At 67.2% G+C, this 20,892-nt stretch carries 18 protein-coding genes; 4 read left to right on the top strand and 14 right to left on the bottom strand.

Annotated elements, in window-relative coordinates:
- The coding region (locus ACTJK0_RS09445; protein ID WP_440744974.1) for a glycerol-3-phosphate dehydrogenase/oxidase at positions 1-1,748 on the bottom strand (1,748 nt) is incomplete at its 3' end.
- Between the two features lie 126 nt (positions 1,749-1,874).
- Here ACTJK0_RS09445 and ACTJK0_RS09440 point away from each other — a divergent pair.
- Genes ACTJK0_RS09440 through ACTJK0_RS09425 form a run of 4 tightly spaced genes read left to right on the top strand, consistent with a single transcriptional unit; the run spans position 1,875 to position 5,740 of the window.
- Positions 1,875-2,840, top strand: coding sequence for a sugar-binding transcriptional regulator (locus ACTJK0_RS09440; protein ID WP_440744973.1), 966 nt, complete (start codon positions 1,875-1,877; stop codon positions 2,838-2,840).
- A gap of 19 nt (positions 2,841-2,859) precedes the next feature.
- The gene (locus ACTJK0_RS09435; RefSeq protein ID WP_440744972.1) at positions 2,860-3,729 is read left to right on the top strand and encodes an aldo/keto reductase; all 870 of its coding nucleotides are present in this window, start codon (positions 2,860-2,862) and stop codon (positions 3,727-3,729) included.
- Positions 3,730-3,737: 8 nt separating this feature from the next.
- On the top strand, positions 3,738-4,667 hold the full coding sequence (locus ACTJK0_RS09430; RefSeq protein WP_440744971.1) for an alpha/beta fold hydrolase: 930 nt from the start codon (positions 3,738-3,740) through the stop codon (positions 4,665-4,667).
- Positions 4,664-5,740 carry a glycosyltransferase family 4 protein gene (locus tag ACTJK0_RS09425; RefSeq protein WP_440744970.1) on the top strand — a complete coding sequence of 359 codons (1,077 nt, stop codon included), beginning with the start codon at positions 4,664-4,666 and terminating at the stop codon, positions 5,738-5,740. Before ACTJK0_RS09430 ends, ACTJK0_RS09425 begins: the two co-directional genes overlap by 4 nt.
- A gap of 27 nt (positions 5,741-5,767) precedes the next feature.
- Here the strand turns inward: ACTJK0_RS09425 and ACTJK0_RS09420 are convergent, their stop codons facing one another.
- From ACTJK0_RS09420 to pyrR, 13 genes are all read right to left on the bottom strand, one after another.
- The gene (locus ACTJK0_RS09420) at positions 5,768-7,894 is read right to left on the bottom strand and encodes a primosomal protein N' (RefSeq protein WP_110540731.1); all 2,127 of its coding nucleotides are present in this window, start codon (positions 7,892-7,894) and stop codon (positions 5,768-5,770) included.
- An 89-nt stretch (positions 7,895-7,983) separates the two neighbouring features.
- Entirely contained in the window at positions 7,984-9,219 is a 1,236-nt protein-coding gene (gene metK / locus ACTJK0_RS09415; protein WP_110540732.1) for a methionine adenosyltransferase, read from the bottom strand.
- Positions 9,220-9,307: 88 nt separating this feature from the next.
- Positions 9,308-10,546 (bottom strand): bifunctional phosphopantothenoylcysteine decarboxylase/phosphopantothenate--cysteine ligase CoaBC, encoded by a 1,239-nt coding sequence (gene coaBC, locus ACTJK0_RS09410; protein WP_110540733.1) that lies wholly within the window; start codon positions 10,544-10,546, stop codon positions 9,308-9,310.
- 39 nt (positions 10,547-10,585) lie between these two features.
- Positions 10,586-10,846, bottom strand: coding sequence for a DNA-directed RNA polymerase subunit omega (rpoZ, locus tag ACTJK0_RS09405; RefSeq protein ID WP_026264487.1), 261 nt, complete (start codon positions 10,844-10,846; stop codon positions 10,586-10,588).
- Between the two features lie 15 nt (positions 10,847-10,861).
- On the bottom strand, positions 10,862-11,455 hold the full coding sequence (gmk, locus tag ACTJK0_RS09400; RefSeq protein ID WP_110540734.1) for a guanylate kinase: 594 nt from the start codon (positions 11,453-11,455) through the stop codon (positions 10,862-10,864).
- A gap of 44 nt (positions 11,456-11,499) precedes the next feature.
- Positions 11,500-11,817, bottom strand: coding sequence for an integration host factor, actinobacterial type (gene mihF, locus ACTJK0_RS09395; protein ID WP_181422303.1), 318 nt, complete (start codon positions 11,815-11,817; stop codon positions 11,500-11,502).
- 109 nt (positions 11,818-11,926) lie between these two features.
- Positions 11,927-12,805, bottom strand: coding sequence for an orotidine-5'-phosphate decarboxylase (pyrF, locus tag ACTJK0_RS09390; protein WP_440744969.1), 879 nt, complete (start codon positions 12,803-12,805; stop codon positions 11,927-11,929).
- Positions 12,798-16,112, bottom strand: coding sequence for a carbamoyl-phosphate synthase large subunit (gene carB / locus ACTJK0_RS09385; protein WP_110540737.1), 3,315 nt, complete (start codon positions 16,110-16,112; stop codon positions 12,798-12,800). Before carB ends, pyrF begins: the two co-directional genes overlap by 8 nt.
- Positions 16,112-17,425, bottom strand: a complete 1,314-nt coding sequence (carA, locus tag ACTJK0_RS09380) for a glutamine-hydrolyzing carbamoyl-phosphate synthase small subunit (protein WP_440744968.1) — start codon at positions 17,423-17,425, stop codon at positions 16,112-16,114. Before carA ends, carB begins: the two co-directional genes overlap by 1 nt.
- Positions 17,406-17,924 (bottom strand): PH-like domain-containing protein, encoded by a 519-nt coding sequence (locus ACTJK0_RS09375; RefSeq protein WP_440744967.1) that lies wholly within the window; start codon positions 17,922-17,924, stop codon positions 17,406-17,408. Before ACTJK0_RS09375 ends, carA begins: the two co-directional genes overlap by 20 nt.
- Entirely contained in the window at positions 17,924-19,264 is a 1,341-nt protein-coding gene (locus ACTJK0_RS09370) for a dihydroorotase (RefSeq protein WP_110540740.1), read from the bottom strand. The genes ACTJK0_RS09375 and ACTJK0_RS09370 overlap by 1 nt, the downstream gene beginning before the upstream one ends.
- The gene (locus ACTJK0_RS09365) at positions 19,264-20,289 is read right to left on the bottom strand and encodes an aspartate carbamoyltransferase catalytic subunit (protein ID WP_110540741.1); all 1,026 of its coding nucleotides are present in this window, start codon (positions 20,287-20,289) and stop codon (positions 19,264-19,266) included. The genes ACTJK0_RS09370 and ACTJK0_RS09365 overlap by 1 nt, the downstream gene beginning before the upstream one ends.
- Positions 20,286-20,873 carry a bifunctional pyr operon transcriptional regulator/uracil phosphoribosyltransferase PyrR gene (pyrR, locus tag ACTJK0_RS09360; protein WP_440744966.1) on the bottom strand — a complete coding sequence of 196 codons (588 nt, stop codon included), beginning with the start codon at positions 20,871-20,873 and terminating at the stop codon, positions 20,286-20,288. Before pyrR ends, ACTJK0_RS09365 begins: the two co-directional genes overlap by 4 nt.
- Positions 20,874-20,892: the final 19 nt, after the last annotated feature.

Genomic DNA, 20,892 nt, shown 5'->3' with positions numbered 1-20,892 from the left:
CGCGCCGCTGCGTCCCACTTGAGCGGGACGGAGAGGACTTCGGCCACTTCATTGAGGAGCTCTCCGGTGACGAGTCCCCGGAAGGCCAGGGAAGTGCGCCTGATAAAGACGTCCACCAGGTGGCCCACCTGCTCGTTGGCCGCCATGAACTCCAGTTCACGGACGCTGAGTTCGCGGGTTGAGCGCAGCGCCTGGTCGGGTGCGGCGTCGAGGTAGGTGATGACGTCTTCGGCCCGGGTCCCGTAGCGGGTCAGCAGCCCGGCGGTGCGGTCCGCGTCCCGGCCGGCAGCCATGTGCGCCTTAATCCATTTCTGGACGCCGGTTTCATCGGCCGGGAAGCCTGCGCCGCCGCCGATGGGGAGCTGTGCAGTGGAAACCTTGCGCTGGACGCCGAGTTCGGCGAGGACGTCGTTGGTCAGGTGCTCAGCGAGGGCCCGGAACGTGGTCCATTTGCCGCCCACCAGGCTGAGTACGACGGCGCCGCCTCCGCTTGTGCCGGAAGTCCGGCGTTCGATCCGGTAGTCGCGGGAGACGAAGCCCGGCTGGGTGGCGTCATGGCTGGGCAGCGGGCGTACGCCGGAGAACGTGTAGACGATGTCGTCCGGTGTTACGTCGATCGAGGGGAAGACGTGTCCGATCAGGTCGAAGAAGTACTGGATCTCTTCGTCGGTGCAAACGGCGTCCTCCGTCATGTCCGCGTCCACGTCCGTGGTGCCCACCAGAACCCGGTCACCCATGGGATAGATGAGGACAATCCGGCCATCCGTGTGCTCAAAGAAGATTTCCCGGCCGCGGCAGGCCGCCAGGAGGCCCGGGTGGTCCAGAACGATGTGGGAGCCCTTGGTCCCGCCCATGAAGGACGAACCGGCGCCCATCGCCTGGTTGGTGAGGTCGACCCATGCGCCGGTGGTGTTGACGATGATGTCGGCGGTGAAGTCGAATTCCTCGCCGGTGAGTTCGTCCCGGAGGCGGACGGTGCTTCCGCGGCCGGTTCCCGGGTTGGGGGCCGGCGACATGGACTGCAGAGACACGTAGTTGCTGGCGCGGGCGGTGTCACCCTGTGCGCTGGTGCCCGTCGCGTTGCTTCCGCGGCCGGCCTTTTCGCCGTCCTGGAGCACGTCGAGGGTGAGGCGCTCGGGGTTGTGGACGGAGGCATCGAAGTAGGTTGCGGTGTATTTCACATCCGGCCGCAGGTCCGGCAGTTCCTGGAGGGCTGCCTTGTGGGTGCGGAACTGGTGCCGCGGAACCATCCCGCCGTCCCTGGAAAACGAATCGTAGAGGCTGAGGCCGGCCTTGATCAGGAAGGCGCCGCGTTCCTTGGGCTTGCCCTGCTGCTTGTGGGTGAGGAACCGCAGGGGCGCCGACAGGATCCCGGAAAAGGTGCTGAAGATCGGGATGGTGGTTTGCAGTGGCTTGACGTAGTGCGGGGCGATCTTCAGCAGGCGGTTCCGTTCGACCACCGACTCACGGACCAGGCGGAACTCACCGTTCTCCAGGTACCGGATGCCGCCGTGGATCATGTGCGACGACGCACCACTGGCGCCCTGGCAGTAATCTCCGCGTTCCACGAGCGCGACATCGACGCCCTGGAGTGCCAGATCACGGAAGGTGCCTACTCCGTTGATGCCACCACCGACAACCAGCACCTTCGCGTGCGGCCGGCGCCGCAGACTGTGGACCGTAGCGCGTTCGGCACTGGTCCGGGGCGCAGAAGCAGACGGGTTAACAGTTGGATCCTTGGGTCCCAAAACGACTCCCTTGGGGCTTTGTTTGATGCGGACGCACGCTGTGTGGCGCCGCGGTTCTGCTCTATTGTTTGGAGAAATGGAAAATGGAGTCAAGCAGTATGCACAAACGTGCAGAAGGGAAGTGAGATGACACTTTCACGGGACGCAGACGCCCTCCGAGCTGCACAAATGTACTATCTGCAGGACCTCACCATGGACGCCATTGCCCGGGAATTGCGCACCTCCAGGTCCACGGTTTCGCGCCTGCTGTCCTCCGCCAGGGAGTCCGGCCTGGTGCAGATCCAGATCCGCAATCCGCTGGACACCGGGCCCGAACTGGAGGGGATGATCCGTCGCCGCTACAACCTGGACGTCCATGTTGTCCCCATCCTTGGGACCCTCAACGAGGCCGAGACCCTGGACCGGGTGGCCATGCAGGCCGCACGGACCATCGGGCCCCTGGTGGACTCCAATGCCATCATCGGCGTGGCCTGGGGATCGACGCTCAGCGCGGTCAGCCGGCACCTGACCAGGAAGATCACGCACGACAGCGTCATCGTCCAGCTGAACGGAGCCGGGAACATGCACACCACCGGCATTACCTACGCCAGTGACATCATGCGCCGGTTCGGCAGCGCCTACGGTGCAAGGGTTGAGCAGTTCCCGGTTCCGGCCTTCTTCGACCATGCCGCCACCAAGACAGCCATGTGGAACGAGCGCAGCGTGCAGCGCGTCCTGGAGCTGCAGGCCAAGATGAGCATTGCCATCTTCGGTGTCGGTTCCGTCCACGCGGACTATCCCAGCCACGTCTACGCCGGCGGGTACCTCGATGAGGACGACCTGAATGCGCTGGCCAACTCGGACGTGGTGGGCGACGTTGCCACGGTATTCTTCCGTGCCGATGGGTCCTCTGACGGGATCGTCCTGAACGAAAGGTCCACCGGCCCGTCGCTGGCCCAGCTGCGCCAGGTGCGCCGCAGGATCTGCGTGGTCTCAGGCGTTTCCAAGATCAACGGCCTGCGCGGAGCCCTGGCGGCCCGGCTGGCCACCGACTTGATCCTGGATGAAGCCACCGCACGCCGCCTGGTCGATTACGAGGGACTGACCAGCTGAAGTGGGTAGAGTCGTTGCCATGAGAACCTCACCCCGGCTCAGCCTGAACAACGGCGTGCTGATAGACCAGCTCGGCTTTGGGCTCTACAAGGTGCCGGCCAGAGACGCGGAGGGGCTCGTGGCCACCGCGCTCGCCGCCGAGTACCGCCACTTCGATACGGCAGCCATGTACGGGAATGAAACCGGCGTGGCCCGCGGCATCAGCTCGCAGCTGGGCGACGGGACCGGCAGCGGCGGATCCGGGGAGCTGTCTCCAGCCCTCACCAGGGAAGACGTGTTCATCACCACGAAGGTGTGGAACGACCACCACGGGTACGACGCGGCGCTGCGCGCCTTTGATGATTCCATGGTCAACCTGGGCCTGGACTACGTGGACATGTACCTCATCCATTGGCCCTGCCCACGCCGCGGGCTGTTCCCGGACACCTACCGCGCACTGGAAACCCTCTATCGGGAAGGAAGGGTCCGCGCCATTGGCGTCAGCAACTTCCAGCCTGCGCACCTTGACCGCCTGCTCCAATCCGCCGAAGTGGTCCCGGCTGTTAACCAGATCGAACTCCACCCCTGGCTGCAGCAGGAGGAACTGCGCGCCAAACATACAGAGCTGGGCATCCACACCGAAGCATGGAGCCCGCTGGGCCGTGGCCAGGTACTTGCCGATCCCGTGATCCAGGCCTGCGCGGTGGAGCACCGCCGGACCCCCGCGCAGGTGATCCTTCGCTGGCACATGCAACTGGGGACCATCGCCATCCCCAAAGCCAGCTCCGAGGCCCGGATCCGTGAGAACCTCGACGTCTTCGGTTTCACGCTGTCCGACCGCGACATGGCCGCCATCAACGCCCTGGATCGCGGCCAGCGGACCGGGTCGCATCCGGACAACGTCAACTAGGCCCGGGAATGGATACTGTGAAACCCGGGTCTTCCCCTGCGCCCGCTTTCCTGAGCGCCGGACTTTCCGCCCGCACGTCGGCTTCCACCATGACGCTCGACGGCGGCACCGTTGCGTTCTGGACCTACGAGCCGGCGGAAGTGACGCCGGAAACACGCACCGTCCTGGTGGTCCACGGCTTCCGCGGCGACCACCATGGGCTCCTGCGGGTAGCGGACCAACTCCCGGACATGCGCATGATCATGCCGGACCTGCCCGGGTTTGGCGGCTCGGACGCCTTCCTCAGCGGCCCGCACTCGGTGGAGCGCTACGGGCAGTTCATCGCCGGTTTCATGGCCGCGCGGGGCCTGGGACCGGACACCGCTCTGCTGGGACATTCATTTGGCTCCATCGTGGCGGCCCACTTTGTGGCCGGCAATCCCGGGGCGGTGAACCCCTTGATCCTGATCAACCCCATCGCAGCCCCGGCACTGGAAGGCCCCAAGGGCGTGATGACGCGCCTCGCCGTGCTCTACTACCGGCTGGCGGCCCGGCTCCCCCGCCGGCCCGGGCTGGCGTTGCTGCGCAACCCGCTGATCGTGCGGGTCATGAGCGAGACCATGGCCAAGACCAGCGACCGCGAGCTGAGGGCCTTCATCCACGGCCAGCACCACGCCTACTTCAGTTCCTTTGCTGACCGGGACAGCCTGCTGGAGTCATTTACGGCCTCCGTCAGCCACCATGTGGCGGAAGTTGCCGGGCAGCTGGACCTTCCCGTGCTGCTGATCGCCGGCGAGAAGGATGAGATCGCCACCCTTCCCAGCCAGCACCGCCTCCTGGAACTGCTCCCGGACGGTGAACTCAAGGTGATTCCCGGCGTCGGTCATCTGATCCACTACGAAACGCCGGAGCCGGCAGCCCAGTACATCCGCAGCTTCCTGAAGGACCATCCCGCGTGAAGATCGTCATTGATGCACGTTTCACCCGTACCGACCACCACGACGGCATCAGCCGCTACGGGGCGAGCCTGATCGCGGCCACCGCGAAGATCGCCGACGTCTCCATGCTGGTGTCCGACGTCCGCCAGCTCGCCCTGCTGCCGGACGTGCCGTACACACTCATCAGCAGCCCGCTCTCGCCGCTGGAACTGTTCGTGGCCCGGAAGGTCAATGCCATCGGGGCGGACGTGGTGGTCTGCCCGATGCAGACCATGGGTACGTGGGGGCGGAAGTACGGGTTGATCCTGACCCTGCATGACCTCATCTACTACGAGCACCCCGCTCCCCCGGGCTTCCTGCCGGCCCCGGTCCGGCTGCTCTGGCGCGTCTACCACAAAGCATTCTGGCCTCAGCGGCTCCTGCTCGACCGGGCCGATATTGTGGCCACGATCAGCAGGACCACCGAGGCGTTGATGGCCAAATACCGGTTGACCCGCCGCCCCGTCCGTATCATCGCCAACGCTCCACAGCCGGCGCAGGAACCGCGCAACCCGGCCGGCGGGGCGGACAAGACCATCATCTACATGGGTTCGTTCATGCCCTACAAGAACGTGGAAACCATGGTGGCCGGCATGGCCGGGCTGCCTGGCTACACCCTGCACCTGCTCAGCCGGATCACACCGGAGCGGCGCGGAGAACTGGAACGCATCGTCCCTCCCGGCGCCAACGTGGTGTTCCACAACGGCGTGAGCGATGCCGAGTATGACGCGCTGCTGCGCAAGGCAACGGCACTGGTCAGCCTGTCCCGGGCGGAGGGATATGGCCTGCCCCTGGTGGAGGCCATGGCTGTCGGCACGCCGGTGGTCGCCAGCGATATTCCGATCTTCCGGGAGGTCGGCGCCGATGCCGCCATGTACGTGGATCCGGAGTCGCCGGAGCAGTTTGCTGCTGCGGTCTCACAGTTGAGGGACGACGCCCACTGGCAGGAGATGTCCCGCCGGTCGATCGCGCGGGCCCAGGAGTTCAGCTGGGATGAATCGGCGCGCCAACTGGTGGACGCGGCGCACGAAGTGGTGGCAAAGAGGCGCCGCTAGGACCTGCATTCCTCCGCCAGGCCGGCGCTAGAGGACGTCCACCCCGTCGAGGCGTAACTGGACCGGGTCCATGGTGCGCTTGGCGGCCACGGCTGCGCGGGTGACCCGGAGGACACGGACGACGGCGGCGGCCTGCGCGTACGGAAAGAACAGCAGCGTCCGGACGTCCTCCGCCGGGCGCCGGGAGGACGGGGATGCGGTGAGCAGCAGCGGCGCCGGGCCCGCCGTGCGCAACGTGATCCCTGAGCCGGCCAGGTCAGCTTCGACGGCCCCGGTGAAGTGTTCGACGGCGGCGCGGGGCCCGGTGACGGAAGCGATCCGCACTGCCGGGGGAAGCTGGAGTTCCGTCCGGAGCTGCAGCTCACGCCGGGCGTAGCCGGCCGGATCCCAGCGGAGCAGCGCCCCGGTGGCAGCCATATCAGTCGCTGTGACCACCACCAGCCCGCTGTCCGTGGCGGGACGGACAAGGGAGGCTGCGTTGAACCAGCGCCGCACGGTGTCCTCGCCTGCCCGCAGGGTTTCGCGGCGCAGCAGGGAGTCGCCGTCCAGCAGCAGGGCGGCCGCGTATCCGCCGGCTGCCACAGGTTCGGCACCCACGGTCGCCACCACCAGGGCTTCGCCCGCTCCCACGGTGGCTTTGACCTGGTCCCCCGATGAGGTGATGACTGTTGTGCCGGGAAACGCACGGCCCAGCTCCTCGGCAGTCCGCAGGACTCCGGTGGCACCTTTTCGAAGCCGCCGCCCCCCGCAGGAGGAGCACTTCCAGTCCGGGGCCGGGGTGGAACACCAGCGGCACTGGGGCAGCGCGGACGTCCCCGCCAGCGCGAGTGGCCCCTGGCAATGCCCGCAACGGGCGGGTTCACGGCACGTTTCACACACCAGGGAGGGCGCATAACCGGCCCGCGCCACCTGGACCAGGACGGGGCCGCGCTCCAGCCCCTCCTTGGCAGCCTGCCAGGCGGCATGCGGCAGCCGGGCGATGGTGGCAAGCGGATCCCGCCCCTGTTCGAAGCTGTCGGCGGTGTTGACCACACGGGGAACGGTCCGGCGGAGGACGCCGCGCTCCGCTTCGACGGGAACAGCCCAGCCGGCCTCGACAAGCCGCTGGACTTCGGTGCTGCGGGCGTGCCCGGCCAGGAGGCAGGCCGTGCCTTCCTGCCCGGCCCGCAGGAGCAGGACCTCCCGCGCGTGCGCATAAGGTGCCCGTTGCTCGATATGGAGGTCGTCGCCGTCGTCCCAGCAGGCAACCAGCCCCAGGTCCTGCACCGGGGCGAAGGCCGCCGAGCGGGTGCCGATGGCAATTTTCGCCCGGCCGGCGAGCAACCGCAGGAAGTTCCGGTACCGGGGCGTGGGGCCGTCGTCGGCGGTAAGCCGGGCGACGGCGTCCTCCGGTACCAGGGTTTTCAACGCATCCTGGAGGCGGTCCAGGTCCCGGTAATCCGGCACCACCAGCAGGGCGCCGCGGCCGGCGGCGAAAGCGGTGGCCGCGGCCTGGGCCAGCAGGTGCGGCCACCCGCCGGGACCGTATCCCTGCAGTGGGTTGATGACGGCCCGCGGGGATCCGCCGCCCGCCAGGTGCCGGAGGAAGGCGCCGCCGGTGCGGTAGGTGGCCCAGGCGGAGTGGGGAGAGACCGCGGGCACAGGAGCGCCCGGTCCGCCCTCCACCTGGGGTTCGTCCTGCGTGCCGTCCCTTTGGCTGTCGGGTCCGCTGTCCAGTGAAGCGGGGTAGTCCTTTTCCAGCCGGGCCACGCGGGGCGGCACCGCAAGGCGCAGGACATCGCTGACTGTGCCCGCGTACCGGGCAGCGACGGCGGAGGCGAGGTCCCGGACGGCGGGCGTGAGGACGGGAACGGGAGACACTACTTTGGCCAGCGGCACAAGGGTGTGGCCGGCGTCGGACTCCGCCAGCCGTTCCAGGAGGAATCCGTTGAGGTCCTGGCCGTTGAACTTGACCTTGACCCTGACGCCCGGCTGCGCGGCAGCGTCGAGCTCAACCGGAACGGCATAGTCGAACGGGCGGTCCAGGTGCGGCAGCGGCGATTCAACGAGGACGCGCGCCACCGGAAGGTGCTCCGCCAACGCCACGCCGCCGGGAAGTTGCCGTGCAGGAAAACCCTGCAGCAGTGACGGCTGGACGGAACTGTCAGCGACCATGGCGGTTTCCTCCGTTCAGCTGCCGGGTGGACGGGAACAGCAAAGCACGGGGCACTGACATTGGTGCCCCGTGCTTTGTAAGAATCGGATCAGGCGTTGAAGAATGCCTTCAGCTCGTCCACCCGGTCCAGGCGCTCCCACGTAAAGTCCGGCTCATCGCGGCCGAAGTGCCCGTGGGCGGCGGTCTTGGCGTAGATGGGACGCTTCAGGTCCAGGGCGTCGATGATGGCGCGGGGCCGGAGGTCGAAGATTTCCGCGATGGCCTGGCCGATGCGGGCGGGATCAACGGTCTCGGTCCCGAAGGTCTCGACGTAGGTTCCCACCGGCCGTGCCTGGCCGATGGCATAGGCGATCTGGATCTCGGCGCGCTTGGCCAGGCCGGCGGCCACCACATTCTTGGCAACCCAGCGCATGGCGTAGGCGGCTGAGCGGTCCACCTTGGACGGGTCCTTGCCGGAGAAGGCGCCGCCGCCGTGACGGGCCATTCCGCCGTAGGTGTCGACGATGATCTTGCGGCCGGTGAGGCCGGCGTCACCGACAGGTCCGCCGATGACGAACTCGCCGGCGGGGTTGAGGATGTGGGCGGCGCGCGAGATGTCCAGGTTGGCTCCGGCCAGGACGGGCTCAATCACGACTGCGGCGAGGTCGGCGCGCAGCTGGTCCAGGCTCGCTCCTTCTGCGTGCTGGCTGGAAATCACGACGGTCTCGACCGAGACGGGGACGTCCTTGTCGTAGCCGACAGTCACCTGGGTCTTGCCGTCGGGACGAAGGTAGGGCAGCTGGCCGGTCTTGCGGACTTCGGTGAGCCGTTCGGAGAGCCGGTGGGCCAGCCAGATGGGCGTTGGCATGAACGACGGCGTCTCATCGCTGGCGTAGCCGAACATCAGCCCCTGGTCGCCCGCGCCCTGGAGGTCGTAGTCATCCTCCTGGCGGCCTTCGCGTGCCTCGAGGGAGTTGAAGACGCCGCCGGCGATGTCGTTTGACTGCTGGCCGATGGACACGGACACACCGCAGCGGGCACCGTCGAAGCCGTTGGCTGAGGAGTCGTATCCGATGCCCAGGATGGTCTCGCGGACAATCTGCGGGATCTCGACGTAGGCGTCGGTGGTGACTTCGCCCGCCACATGCACCAGGCCGGTGGTGGCCATGGTCTCCACCGCCACGCGGGATTCGGGGTCCGCGGCGAGCAGTGCGTCCAGGATGGCGTCACTGATCTGGTCGCAGATCTTGTCCGGATGGCCTTCGGTGACCGACTCGGACGTGAAAAGCCGGAGCGCGGAGGGCGTGGCCCCATGGGTCTGGGGAAGGTGCAGCGGTAAAGTCACTCAACTACCTTACTGGTTGGTGTTGGCACTCCCATCAGGGAGAAGTCAGTAGATGTCCTCGTGCTAAGCAAAGGTGGCTGGAAACACGTCAGGCGAGGGGCGAAACGTTGTTCAGTTCAAAGCTGATGCGGCCGATGATGGCTTGCGAAACCTCGGTCTTGGTTCCCGCGGCCTCCTGTGGTTCGGAGCCGGAACGCGAGAGGATGACCACGGAATTGGCATCCTGCCCGAAGACCTTGTCCGTCCCCACGTGGTTCACCACCAGAAGGTCGCAGCCTTTCCGCTGCAGCTTCGCTTCGGCGTAGGACAGGACGTCGCCCTGGCTGTCCCCCGTCTCCGCTGCGAACCCGACAATGAGCTGCCCGGCGGGGGCGGCCCCGGCGTTGCGCTGCTCAACGAGTTCATGGAGGATGTCGGGGTTGCGCACCAGGGTGATAACGGGATCCCCGGCGTCGTCCCGCTTCTTGATCTTGGTGTCCGAGACCTCTGCGGGGCGGAAGTCGGCGACGGCGGCGGACATGATGACGACGTCGGACCGGGCCGCGGCGTCCAGCGCGGCTTCCCGGAGCTGGAGGGCAGTCTCCACCCGGACAACCTCGACGCCGGCCGGCGGGGGAACATCCATGTGGGCGGCCAGCAAACGCACGGTGGCCCCTGCGTTCCGGGCAGCGACGGCCAGCGCCACGCCCTGCTTTCCGGAGGACCGGTTGCCGAGGAAGCGGACGGGGTCCAATGGTTCGCGCGTTCCGCCGGCACTGATGGTCACGGTACGGCCGGCCAGCGGCAGCTGGTAGTTGGACTGTCCCTGGACCAGGGCCATGGCTGCGTCGAAGATCACCTGGGGTTCCGGGAGCCTGCCCGGACCGGAGTCCGCGCCCGTCAGCCGCCCCGACGCAGGTTCCAGGACTGCGGCGCCCCGGCCGCGGAGCGTTTCGACATTGGCGCGGGTGGCGGCATGCTGCCACATCTCGGTGTGCATGGCGGGGGCGAACAGGACCGGGCCATGCGCCATCAGCAGGGTGTTGGTGAGCAGGTCCCCGGCCTGGCCGGTGGCGGCCTTGGCCAGGAGGTCCGCCGTGGCGGGTGCCACCACCACCAGGTCTGCCTCGTGGCCCAGGCGGACGTGGTTGACCAGGTGGACGTCGTCGAAGACGCTGTTGCTGACCGGGTTGCCGGACAACGCCTCCCAGGTGGCGGTACCGATAAAGCGGGTGGATGCCTCGGTGGGAATCACCGTGACGTCATGGCCGGCTTCAGTAAAAAGCCGGAGGAGCGATGCCACCTTGTAGGCGGCAATCCCTCCCCCGACTCCGAGGACTATGCGCACGTGACCTCCGTCAACAGCAAGTCAGTTCCAGCGGCAGGGTTACTCTGCGGCTTCAATCGGTGTGGAAACCAGCTTGCCTTCGTTGATCTCGCGCAGGGCGATGGACAGCGACTTCTCGTTCAGCTTGGTGTCAACGAGGGGTCCGACGTATTCGAACAGGCCCTCGTGCAGCTGGGCGTAGTAAGCGTTGATCTGACGAGCGCGCTTGGCACCGAAGATCACCAGGCCGTACTTGGAATCAGCAACCTTCAGCAGGTCGTCGATCGGCGGGTTGATGATGCCTTCAAGGTTCGTGGACACGAATTCTCCAAATTCCTAGCGGGCTGACGGTTCCGGCAGGTGTGGATGCGGTGTCAGCCCCATGAGTGAAACAAGCTCGTCCGCTGCCCGGCGGACGTCGTCATTGATGACGGTGTGGTCGAACTCCGGTTCAGCAGCAAGTTCCAGTTTAGCGGTTTCCAGGCGACGCTGCTGTTCCTCGGGCGTTTCGGTGCCGCGGCCTACCAGGCGCCGGACCATTTCGTCCCAGGTGGGCGGCGCAAGGAAGACGAACTGGGCGTCCGGAACGGCGGCCTTGACCTGCCGTGCACCCTGGAGGTCGATTTCCAGCAGCACGGAGCGGCCCTCCGAGATGGCCCGGTTGACCGTGCTCTTAAGCGTTCCATAGGTGTTTTGTCCGTGGACGACGGCCCATTCCAGGAGTTCGCCGTCGGCGATGAGCTGCTTGAACTCCTCCTTGGTTTTGAAGAAGTAGTGGACACCGTCCACCTCCCCCGGCCGGGGCGCCCGAGTGGTGGCTGAAACGGACAGCCAAACCTCGGGGTAGTTGTCACGGATGTAGGTGGACACGGTGCCTTTGCCAACAGCCGTCGGACCTGCGAGGACTGTCAGTCCAGGTTTCTTGCTCACGTATTCCTTTTGCAGCAGTCGGGGGACGGCAGGATCAACCTGCCTCAATGCTCGTCTATAAAATTTACCAGCGCCCGGCGCTGGTGGACGCCGAGGCCGCGGACCCGGCGGGACGCCGCGATGCCCAGCTGCTGCATGATGGCTGCAGCCCGTACCTTCCCGATGCCGGGAAGGGCTTCGAGCAGTTCCGAAACCTTCATGCGGGCCAAGGCGTCGTCCTCCAGGGCGGAGCTGATGATGTCCGCTGCGGATCTGTTGCCGTTCCGCAGACTTTCCTTGGCGGCGGCCCGCGTGGCCCTGGCCGCTGCCGCCTTGCCCAGGGCGTCGGCCCTTTCGGATGCGGATAAGGGTCGCAGGACCATCACGGACACCCCCGGAGTCGGCGGATTTCATCCAAGGGCGGCCGCCCTTGGACCTGTCCTGAAACTACCCTCTGGTGCAGCCCGAATCAATGCATTGGCGCAATTGCCGCTATTCTCCGCGCAGTCCGTCCAGCGTCCGCAGGGCGGCGTCCCGGAGGCCGCTGGCCGCCGGTCCCGCCGAGAGGATGTCGCGGCTGGACGTGCCAAGGACCAGCGGGTATGCCGCACCGAACGTCGCCCGAAGGTCTGCAGGCGTGGCGCCCTGGGCTCCCAGGCCTGGGGCCAGGATGGGGCCGCGGACGGCCGGCAGGTCCAGTTCGAGGTCTGCCAGGGCATTGCCGACGGTGGCACCAACCACCAGGCCCACCGATCCCAGGGCTCCCGCGTAGCGGCAGTTTTCCGCTGCTGCCGCGAGGGCTATCCTGCGGGCCACGGAATCCTTTCCGCCGACGTGCTGCACGGAGGCGCCTTCCGGGTTGGAGGTCAGTGCCAGCACGAACACGCCCCGGCCCGTTTCTGCTGCGAGGTCAAGAGCCGGGCGCAGTGACTCGAAGCCGAGGTAGGGGCTGAGCGTGACGGAATCCGCTGCCAGCGGGGAGCCGTCCCGAAGCCACGCGTCGGCGTAGGCAGCCATGGTGGAACCGATGTCGCCGCGCTTGGCGTCGGCGATGCTGAGCACCGACTCATCACGTGCTGTGGCAAGTACCTCCTCCAGGACGGCCATCCCGGCCGATCCGTGGCGTTCGTAAAGTGCCACCTGGGGCTTGACCGCGGCAGCGAGCGGGGCCACGGCCTCCAATACCGTCAGCGAAAAGCGCCGCAGCCCGGCGGCGTCGTCGTCCAGTCCCCAGCTCTTCAGCAGCGCCGGGTGCGGGTCGATGCCCACGCAGAGGGGGCCGCGGGCGGCCATGGCCGCGCCGAGCCGGGAGCCGAAGGACTCCCGGCCGGCGCCTGCCACCGATTGGTTGCCGGATTCCTGCTCAGGCATGCTGCAGGGCTGCTTTCTGCGACTCTGCCAGGGCTGCGGCGTGTTCCTGCAGGCTGGTGACGGACCATTCGTAGGTGCGCATGGCTTCGATGGCCTGCACGGCGGCGTTGAACTCCGCCACCGTGGTGATGCACGGGATGCCGATGGAGGTCGCCGCCGCGCGCAGTTCGTAGCCATCACTGCGGGCCTCGCCGCCGGAGGGTGTGTTGAAGACCATGTCGATTTCGCCGGCAACGATAAGGTCGGCGATCGTGCCTTCACCCTCGGCGCTGCTGCCTTCGGCTACCTTCCGGACCGGGGTGGCCTGGATGCCGTTGCGCCGCAGGACGTCCGCCGTGCCGCCGGTGGACACGATTTCGAAGCCCAGGTCGGACAGCCGCTTGACACCCATGATCACCGAACGCTTGTCCCGGTTGGCCACCGAGACGAACACCTTGCCCTCGGTGGGGAGGGCGTTGTTGGCGCCTGCTTGGCTCTTGGCGAAGGCGGTGTCGAAGTGCTTGTCGATGCCCATGACCTCGCCGGTGGAACGCATCTCGGGTCCCAGGAGGGAGTCCACTACCTTGCCCTCGAGGGTGCGGAACCGGCTGAACGGCAGCACTGCTTCCTTGACGGCCACGGGGGCGTCCAGCGGCAGGGTGGAGCCGTCGCCGGTTTCCGGCAGCATCTTGTAGGCGCTGCGGAGCTGTCCGATGGTCACGCCGGTGCCGATGAGGGCGGCGGCCTTCGCCATCTGCACGCCGGTGGCCTTGGAGACGAACGGCACGGTCCGGGACGCGCGGGGGTTGGCTTCCAGGACGTACAGGACGTCCGAGGCCAGCGCGAACTGGATGTTGATCAGGCCGCGCACGCCCACGCCTTCAGCGATGGCGCGGGTGGCGGTGCGGACGCGTTCGACGACGTTGCTCCCCAGCGTGATGGGCGGCAGGACGCAGGCGGAGTCCCCGGAGTGGATGCCGGCTTCCTCGATGTGCTCCATGATGCCGCCCAGGTACATGTCCGTGCCGTCGTAGAGGGCGTCGACGTCGATTTCGACGGCGTCCTCCAGGAACCGGTCGATCAGGACCGGGTGGTCCGGGGTGATCTCGGTGGCGTTGGCGATGTAGCGGGAGAGGTTGGGCTCGTCGTAGACGATTTCCATTCCCCGGCCGCCCAGCACGTAGGAGGGGCGGACCAGGACGGGGTAGCCGATCTCGTCAGCGATCTTCTTTGCGTCCTCGAAGGAGACGGCGGTGCCGTTCTTCGGCGATACCAGTCCGGCCTTGTCCAGGACGCGGGAGAATGCGCCGCGGTGCTCGGCGAGGTCGATGGCTTCCGGGGAGGTGCCCAGGATGGGCACGCCGGCGTCGGCCAGCTGTTGGGCCAGCTTGAGCGGGGTCTGGCCGCCGAGCTGGACGAAGACGCCCATGACGCCGCCGGTGCGTTCCTCGGCCGCGATGACCTCCAGCACGTCCTCGAGCGTCAGCGGCTCGAAGTACAGGCGGGTGGAGACGTCGTAGTCGGTGGAGACGGTTTCCGGGTTGCAGTTGACCATGACGGTCTCGTAGCCGGCTTTGCGCAGGGCCATGGAGGCATGGACGCAGGAGTAGTCGAACTCGATGCCCTGGCCGATGCGGTTGGGGCCGGAGCCGAGGATCAGGATGGACGGCTTGGAGTGCAGCGCAACCTCGTCCTCTTCGTCGTAGGCCGAGTAGTGGTACGGCGTGTAGGCGGCGAACTCGGCGGCGCAGGTGTCAACGGTCTTGTACACCGGGCGGATGCCCAGGGCCTGGCGGACGCCGCGGACCACTGCCTCGGAGTTGTGTGTCAGGGAGCCGATCTGCTCGTCCGAGAAACCGTGGCGCTTGGCGCGCTTGAGCATGTCGGCCGTCAGGGCTTCGGCCTGCCGGATCTCGTGCGAGATCTCGTTGAGCAGCTGGAGCTGGTCCAGGAACCAGGGGTCGATCTTGGTGGCTTCGAAGAGCTGTTCCACGGTGGCGCCGCCCAGGAGGGCGCGCTGGACCTGGTGGAGGCGTTCGGTGGTGGGCCGCTTGGCCTTCTCGATCAGTTCAGCGACTTCCCATTCGGGGACGTTGCTGAAGTCCAGCTGCGAGCCCTTCTGTTCCAGGGAGCGCAGGGCCTTCTGGAGTGCCTCGGTAAAGTTGCGGCCCATGGCCATCGCCTCGCCCACCGACTTCATGGTGGTGGTGAGGGTGTTGTCAGCGGCCGGGAACTTCTCGAAGGCGAACCGCGGGACCTTGACCACCACGTAGTCAAGGGTGGGTTCGAAGGACGCCGGGGTCTTCTGGGTGATGTCGTTGGGGATCTCGTCCAGGGTGTAGCCGAGCGAGAGCTTGGTGGCGATCTTGGCGATGGCGAAGCCCGTGGCCTTGGAGGCCAGTGCCGAGGAGCGGGAGACGCGCGGGTTCATTTCGATGACCACGACGCGGCCGGTGGCGGGGTCGATGGCGAACTGGATGTTGCAGCCACCGGTGTCCACGCCTACTTCGCGGATGACGGCGATGGCGACGTCGCGCAGCTTCTGGTACTCGCGGTCGGTGAGGGTCAGTGCCGGAGCCACGGTAATGGAATCACCGGTGTGCACGCCCACGGGATCGAAGTTTTCGATGGAGCAGACGACAACCACGTTGTCGTTCTTGTCCCGCATCATCTCAAGCTCGTATTCCTTCCAGCCCAGGATGCTCTCTTCGAGCAGCACTTCGCTGGTGGGGCTGTACTGCAGGCCCTGGCCGACGATGCGCCGCAGGTCGTCCTCGTTGTAGGCCAGGCCGGAGCCGAGGCCACCCATGGTGAAGGAGGGGCGGACCACCATGGGGTACCCGAGGTCACCGGCGGCGTTGAGTGCCTCGTCCATGGTGTGGATGATGTGGCTGCGGGCCGATTCTGCGCCGCAGCGCTCAACGACGCCCTTGAACTTCTCCCGGTCCTCGCCGAGCTCGATCGCGGCAATGTTGGCACCGATCAGCTCGACGTTGTACTTCTCCAGCACGCCGTTCTTGTCCAGCGCGATGGCGGTGTTCAGCGCAGTCTGGCCGCCCAGGGTGGGCAGGACGGCGTCGGGGCGTTCCTTGGCGATGATCTTTTCCACCACCTCGGGGGTGATGGGCTCAACGTAGGTGGCATCGGCGAACTCGGGGTCGGTCATGATGGTAGCCGGGTTGGAGTTCACGAGGATGACGCGAAGGCCTTCCTCCTTGAGGACACGCAGTGCCTGGGTGCCGGAGTAGTCGAATTCGGCGGCCTGGCCGATGACGATCGGGCCGGAACCAATGACCAGGACGCTCTTGAGGTCTGTACGTTTCGGCATTACTTCTTGTCCTCAGTCTTGTTGTCGGAATTTTTCGGCGTTGCCGGATCAGCACCGGCGGGGTGGGCAGAGTCCACCGGTTCCTTGGAGAGGTTGGCGTTCCGGCCGTCCCGCGTGCCCTCCATGAGGTCGATGAACCGGTCGAACAGGTAGGCAGCGTCGTGGGGGCCAGCCGCAGCCTCAGGGTGGTACTGCACGGAGAATGCCGGGATGTCCAGGCAGGCGAGGCCTTCCACGACGTCGTCGTTCAGGCTGATGTGGCTGACTTCCACCCGGCCGTAGCGTGCCTCCGGAGCCTGGGTGGCGCCGTCGAGCGGGGCGTCCACGGCAAAGCCATGGTTCTGGGAGGTGATTTCCACCTTGCCGGTGCGGCGGTCCATGACCGGCTGGTTGATGCCACGGTGGCCGTAGCGGAGCTTGTAGGTGCCGAAGCCGAGGGCACGGCCCAGGATCTGGTTGCCGAAGCAGATGCCGAAGTAGGGCAGCTTCTCATCCAGGACGGAGCGCAGCAGCTTCACCTGGGCGTCGGCCGTGGCGGGGTCGCCAGGTCCGTTGGACATGAAGAAGCCGTCCGGGTTGACCGCCTTGACGTCCTCCAGGGTGGCGGTGGCCGGGAGCACGTGGACGCGGACGCCGCGCTCGGCGAAGCGGACCGGGGTCATGGCCTTGATGCCGAGGTCGATGGCCACGATGCTGAAGCGGGGTTCGCCCTCCCAGCCGTGGTCCCTGGGCTCCACCACGTAGGCTTCATCGACGCTGACTTCCTCGGCCAGGCGTGAACCCTCCATGGGGGCGCTGGCCAGGACGGCGTCCACCAGTTCCTTGTCCGTGGCCTGCGCGGCCTCGCCGGAGAAGATGCCGGCGCGCATGGTCTTGTGTTCGCGCAGGTGCCGGGTAATGGCGCGGGTGTCCACGCCCTGGATGCCCACGATGCCCTGGGCCACCAGCTCTTCGTCCAGCGACCGCTCGGAACGCCAGTTGGACGGCCGGCGGGCGGCGTCGCGGACGATGTAGCCGGCCACCCAGATGCGCCGGGACTCGGCGTCGTCATTGTTCACGCCGGTGTTCCCGATGTGCGGGGCGGTCTGAACCACCAGCTGGCGGGCGTAGGACGGGTCCGTGATGGTTTCCTGGTAGCCGGTCATGCCGGTGGCGAAGACGGCCTCGCCCAGGGCGGTGCCGGTGGCTCCGTAGCTGGTGCCGCGGAAAATGCGCCCGTCTTCGAGAACCAGCGCAGCCGGGGCTGACACAGGAGCGGAGGTGGTTGCTGTCAATGTATTTGCTTTCACTGTCTTACTTTCCACTCGTGGCACCAGCCGCTGGGGCTGACGAAATCAATTCCTGAAGAGCCTGGTACAGCACGTCCTTGTCCGCAGCGCGGCGGGTCCGGAAGCCGGTGTCCAGTTCATGCTTGCCGAGCGTCCACGCGATCACCAGCAGGCCGTCCTTTTCCACGAACTTCCCTGCCATGCCGCTGTCCTGCCGGACGCCGGTGAGGGAAGCCGCCGGGATGTACACCGCCGGCGCCCCGGACCGTCCGTAAAGGACGCCGTGGGGGTAGACCTCGAGGGTGGAGTTGGTGCGGATGCCCAGTCCGTGCACCGCGATCCGGTCCAGCCAGTCGCCGGCCGTCGTGGTGGTCACGTACTGCCCCTCGGCGGCGGCGGTGGGCTCGCCGGGTGCAGCGGGCACCTGGGGAAGCTGTTCGACGTCGGACTGGCGCTTCAGGCGGTTGCGCCATCCCACGGCGATGAGGACAAACACGACGCCGGCCACCGCCAGCATGGCAAGTCCGGGAAGGATCTTGTCCATCAGGCAACGCCTGCCGGTGTTGCGGCGGCATCCGGGTGGGGGGTGTTGAGGGCGCCGTCCAGGACGGTGGGGTGTCCCTTGAAGAACGTGGCCACCACCTTGCCCGGCAGTTCCCGGCCCTTGAACGGCGAGTTGCGGCCCATGGTGGCCATCTTGAAGGGGTCCACCGTCCACCGCGCCCCGGGGTCCACCAGGATGAGGTTGGCCGGTTCGCCTGCCTCGATGGGGCGGCCCTGGTCGCTCAGGCGGCCGATCTTAGCGGCGGCGGTGGAGGTGACCCTGGCGAAGTCCGCCCAGGTCATCAGGCCGGTCTCGATCATGGCGTGCTGGACCACTGACAGGGCAGTTTCCAGCCCGGTCATGCCCATGGCAGCCTGCGCCCACTCGCATTCCTTGTGCTCGCTGGGGTGGGGTGCGTGGTCTGTTCCCACAACGTCGATCGTGCCGTCTGCCAGGCCTGCGCGCAATGCCTGCACGTCGGCGTCGGTGCGCAGCGGCGGGTTGACCTTGAAGACGGGATCGTAGCTGCGCACGAGGTCGTCCGTCAGCAGCAGGTGGTGCGGGGTGACTTCCGCCGTGACGTCAATGCCCCGTTCCTTGGCCCAGCGGATGATTTCCACCGAGCCGGCGGTGGACACGTGGCACACGTGCAGGCGGGAGCCGACGTGCTGGGCCAGCAGGACGTCGCGGGCGATGATGCTTTCCTCGGCGACCGCGGGCCAGCCCGTGAGTCCCAGGACGGCGGAGACATCGCCTTCGTTCATCTGTGCACCGGCGGTAAGGCGCGGTTCCTGCGCGTGCTGGGCCACCACGCCGTCGAACGCTTTGACGTATTCCAGCGCCCTGCGCATCAGCACGGGATCGTGGACGCAGATGCCGTCGTCGGAGAACATGCGCACGCGGGCGCGGGAATCGGCCATGGCGCCGAGTTCGGCGAGCCTCTCCCCCGCGAGGCCGACAGTGACGGCACCCACGGGACGGACATCCACCCAGCCGGCGGCCCGGCCCAGCGTGTAGACCTGTTCCACGACGCCTGCGGTGTCTGCCACGGGCGTGCTGTTGGCCATGGCGTGCACTGCCGTGTAGCCACCGAGTGCGGCTGCCCGGGTGCCGGTTTCCACCGTCTCGGCGTCCTCGCGGCCGGGTTCGCGGAGGTGGGTGTGGACGTCCACCATGCCGGGAAGGGCCACCAGGCCGGCGGCGTCGATGACCGTGGCGCCGTCAGCTGACAGGCCGGTGCCGATCTCCGCGATGATGCCGTCGCGGACCAGCAGGTCCGCCCGGTCGCCGCCGAGGATGGCGGCGCCTTGGATGAGGTAGGTTCCGGTGTTGCCTGCCATCAGTTGCTCTCCTTGGTGGATGGGGCGGCGGCGTAGGCCGGTGCCCGGTCGGCGGCTGGTTCGCGGGTGTCCCCGGAGAGCAGCAGGTACAGGGCGGCCATCCGCACGGACACACCGTTGCGGACCTGGGCCAGGACGGTGGAACGGGGTGAGTCGGCGGCGGCGGCACTGATTTCCAGGCCCCGGTTCATGGGCCCGGGGTGCATGATGATGGTGTCGGTCATGCCGAGGTCATCGAGGGCCCGGAGCCGGTTGTCGTCGAAGCCCCAGCGGCGCGAGTATTCGCGGGTGCTGGGGAAGAACGAGGCGTTCATGCGTTCGCCCTGGACGCGCAGCATCATGATGGCGTCCACGCCGCCGGCCAGGGTCTGGTCCAGGTCGTAGCTGACGCTGCAGGGCCATTTGTCGACGCCGACCGGCAGCAGGGTGGGCGGCGCCACCAGGGTGACTTCCGCGCCGAGGGTACGGAGCAGCCAGACGTTGGACCGTGCCACGCGGGAGTGCAGGACATCCCCCACGATGGCGACCCGCAGGCCCTTGAGGTCGGTTCCTTCCGAGCCGGTGCCGGACAGCCGGGCCCAGTGCCGGCGCATGGTGAAGGCGTCCAGGAGGGCCTGGGTGGGGTGCTCGTGCGTCCCGTCGCCGGCGTTGATGACACCGGCGTCGATCCAGTCGGTGGCGGCCAGGCGGTGGGGTGCGCCGGACGCCCAGTGGCGGATGACGACGGCGTCTGCGCCCATGGCGGACAGCGTCTGGGCCGTGTCCTTCAGGGATTCCCCTTTGGACACCGACGACCCCTTGGCGGCGAAGTTGATGACGTCGGCCGACAGGCGCTTGGCAGCGGCTTCGAAGGAGATGCGCGTGCGCGTGGAGTCCTCGAAGAAGAGGTTCACCACGGTGCGGCCGCGCAGCGCGGGCAGTTTCTTGACTTCCCGCTCCCCCACGGCAGACATTTCCTCCGCCGTGTCCAGGATGCGGATGGCGTTCGAACGGCTGAGGTCGCCGGTGGACAGGAGGTGTTTCATGCGCCGCCTTCGATCACGACTTCGTTGACCGGGGTGCCGCCACCAGGGGTGTCTGTCTCCTCGAGCCGGACCCGGACCTTTTCGGCGGAGGACGTGGGCAGGTTCTTGCCGACGTGGTCGGCGCGGATGGGAAGTTCGCGGTGTCCGCGGTCGATCAGGACGGCAAGCCGGACGATGCGGGGCCGGCCAAGGTCCACGAGGGCATCGAGTGCGGCCCGGATGGTGCGGCCGGAGTACAGCACATCATCGATCAGCACCACCACTTTGTTGTCGATGCCGGTGCGGGGCAGCCGGGTGGGGTAGGGCGGACGCGTGCCCTGGTGGGAAAGGTCGTCGCGGAACATGGTGACGTCGAGTTGGCCAACAATCGCGGCAGCATCAACGGTGGTGTCCGCGGCTGCGATCTTTTCCGCGAGCCGGACTGCCAGCGGGTAACCGCGGCGGGGAATGCCCAGCAGGACAAGGTCCCGGGATCCCTTGTTGGCTTCGAGGATCTCGTGGGCGATACGAGTGAGGGCCCGGTCAATATCCGCCTGGCTGAGGACAACCCTGGCTGGAACCGGTGCGCTGGTGACAGAAGTCAACGCTCGTCTCCCCTTTCCC

The sequence above is a fragment of the Paenarthrobacter sp. 22069 genome (assembly GCF_052046035.1).
Taxonomy (GTDB): Bacteria; Actinomycetota; Actinomycetes; order Actinomycetales; family Micrococcaceae; genus Arthrobacter.
Note: the sequence above shows the minus strand (reverse complement) of the source record. Positions and strands in the feature narration are given on the sequence as shown.

Coding starts and splice junctions, on each gene's coding strand:
- ACTJK0_RS09440 (WP_440744973.1), top strand. CDS start 1,875: ATGACACTTTCACGGGACGCAGACGCCCTCCGAGCTGCACAAATGTAC.
- ACTJK0_RS09435 (WP_440744972.1), top strand. CDS start 2,860: ATGAGAACCTCACCCCGGCTCAGCCTGAACAACGGCGTGCTGATAGAC.
- ACTJK0_RS09430 (WP_440744971.1), top strand. CDS start 3,738: ATGGATACTGTGAAACCCGGGTCTTCCCCTGCGCCCGCTTTCCTGAGC.
- ACTJK0_RS09420 (WP_110540731.1), bottom strand. CDS start 7,894: ATGGTCGCTGACAGTTCCGTCCAGCCGTCACTGCTGCAGGGTTTTCCT.
- mihF (WP_181422303.1), bottom strand. CDS start 11,817: ATGGTCCTGCGACCCTTATCCGCATCCGAAAGGGCCGACGCCCTGGGC.
- pyrF (WP_440744969.1), bottom strand. CDS start 12,805: ATGCCTGAGCAGGAATCCGGCAACCAATCGGTGGCAGGCGCCGGCCGG.
- carB (WP_110540737.1), bottom strand. CDS start 16,112: ATGCCGAAACGTACAGACCTCAAGAGCGTCCTGGTCATTGGTTCCGGC.
- ACTJK0_RS09375 (WP_440744967.1), bottom strand. CDS start 17,924: ATGGACAAGATCCTTCCCGGACTTGCCATGCTGGCGGTGGCCGGCGTC.
- ACTJK0_RS09370 (WP_110540740.1), bottom strand. CDS start 19,264: ATGGCAGGCAACACCGGAACCTACCTCATCCAAGGCGCCGCCATCCTC.
- ACTJK0_RS09365 (WP_110540741.1), bottom strand. CDS start 20,289: ATGAAACACCTCCTGTCCACCGGCGACCTCAGCCGTTCGAACGCCATC.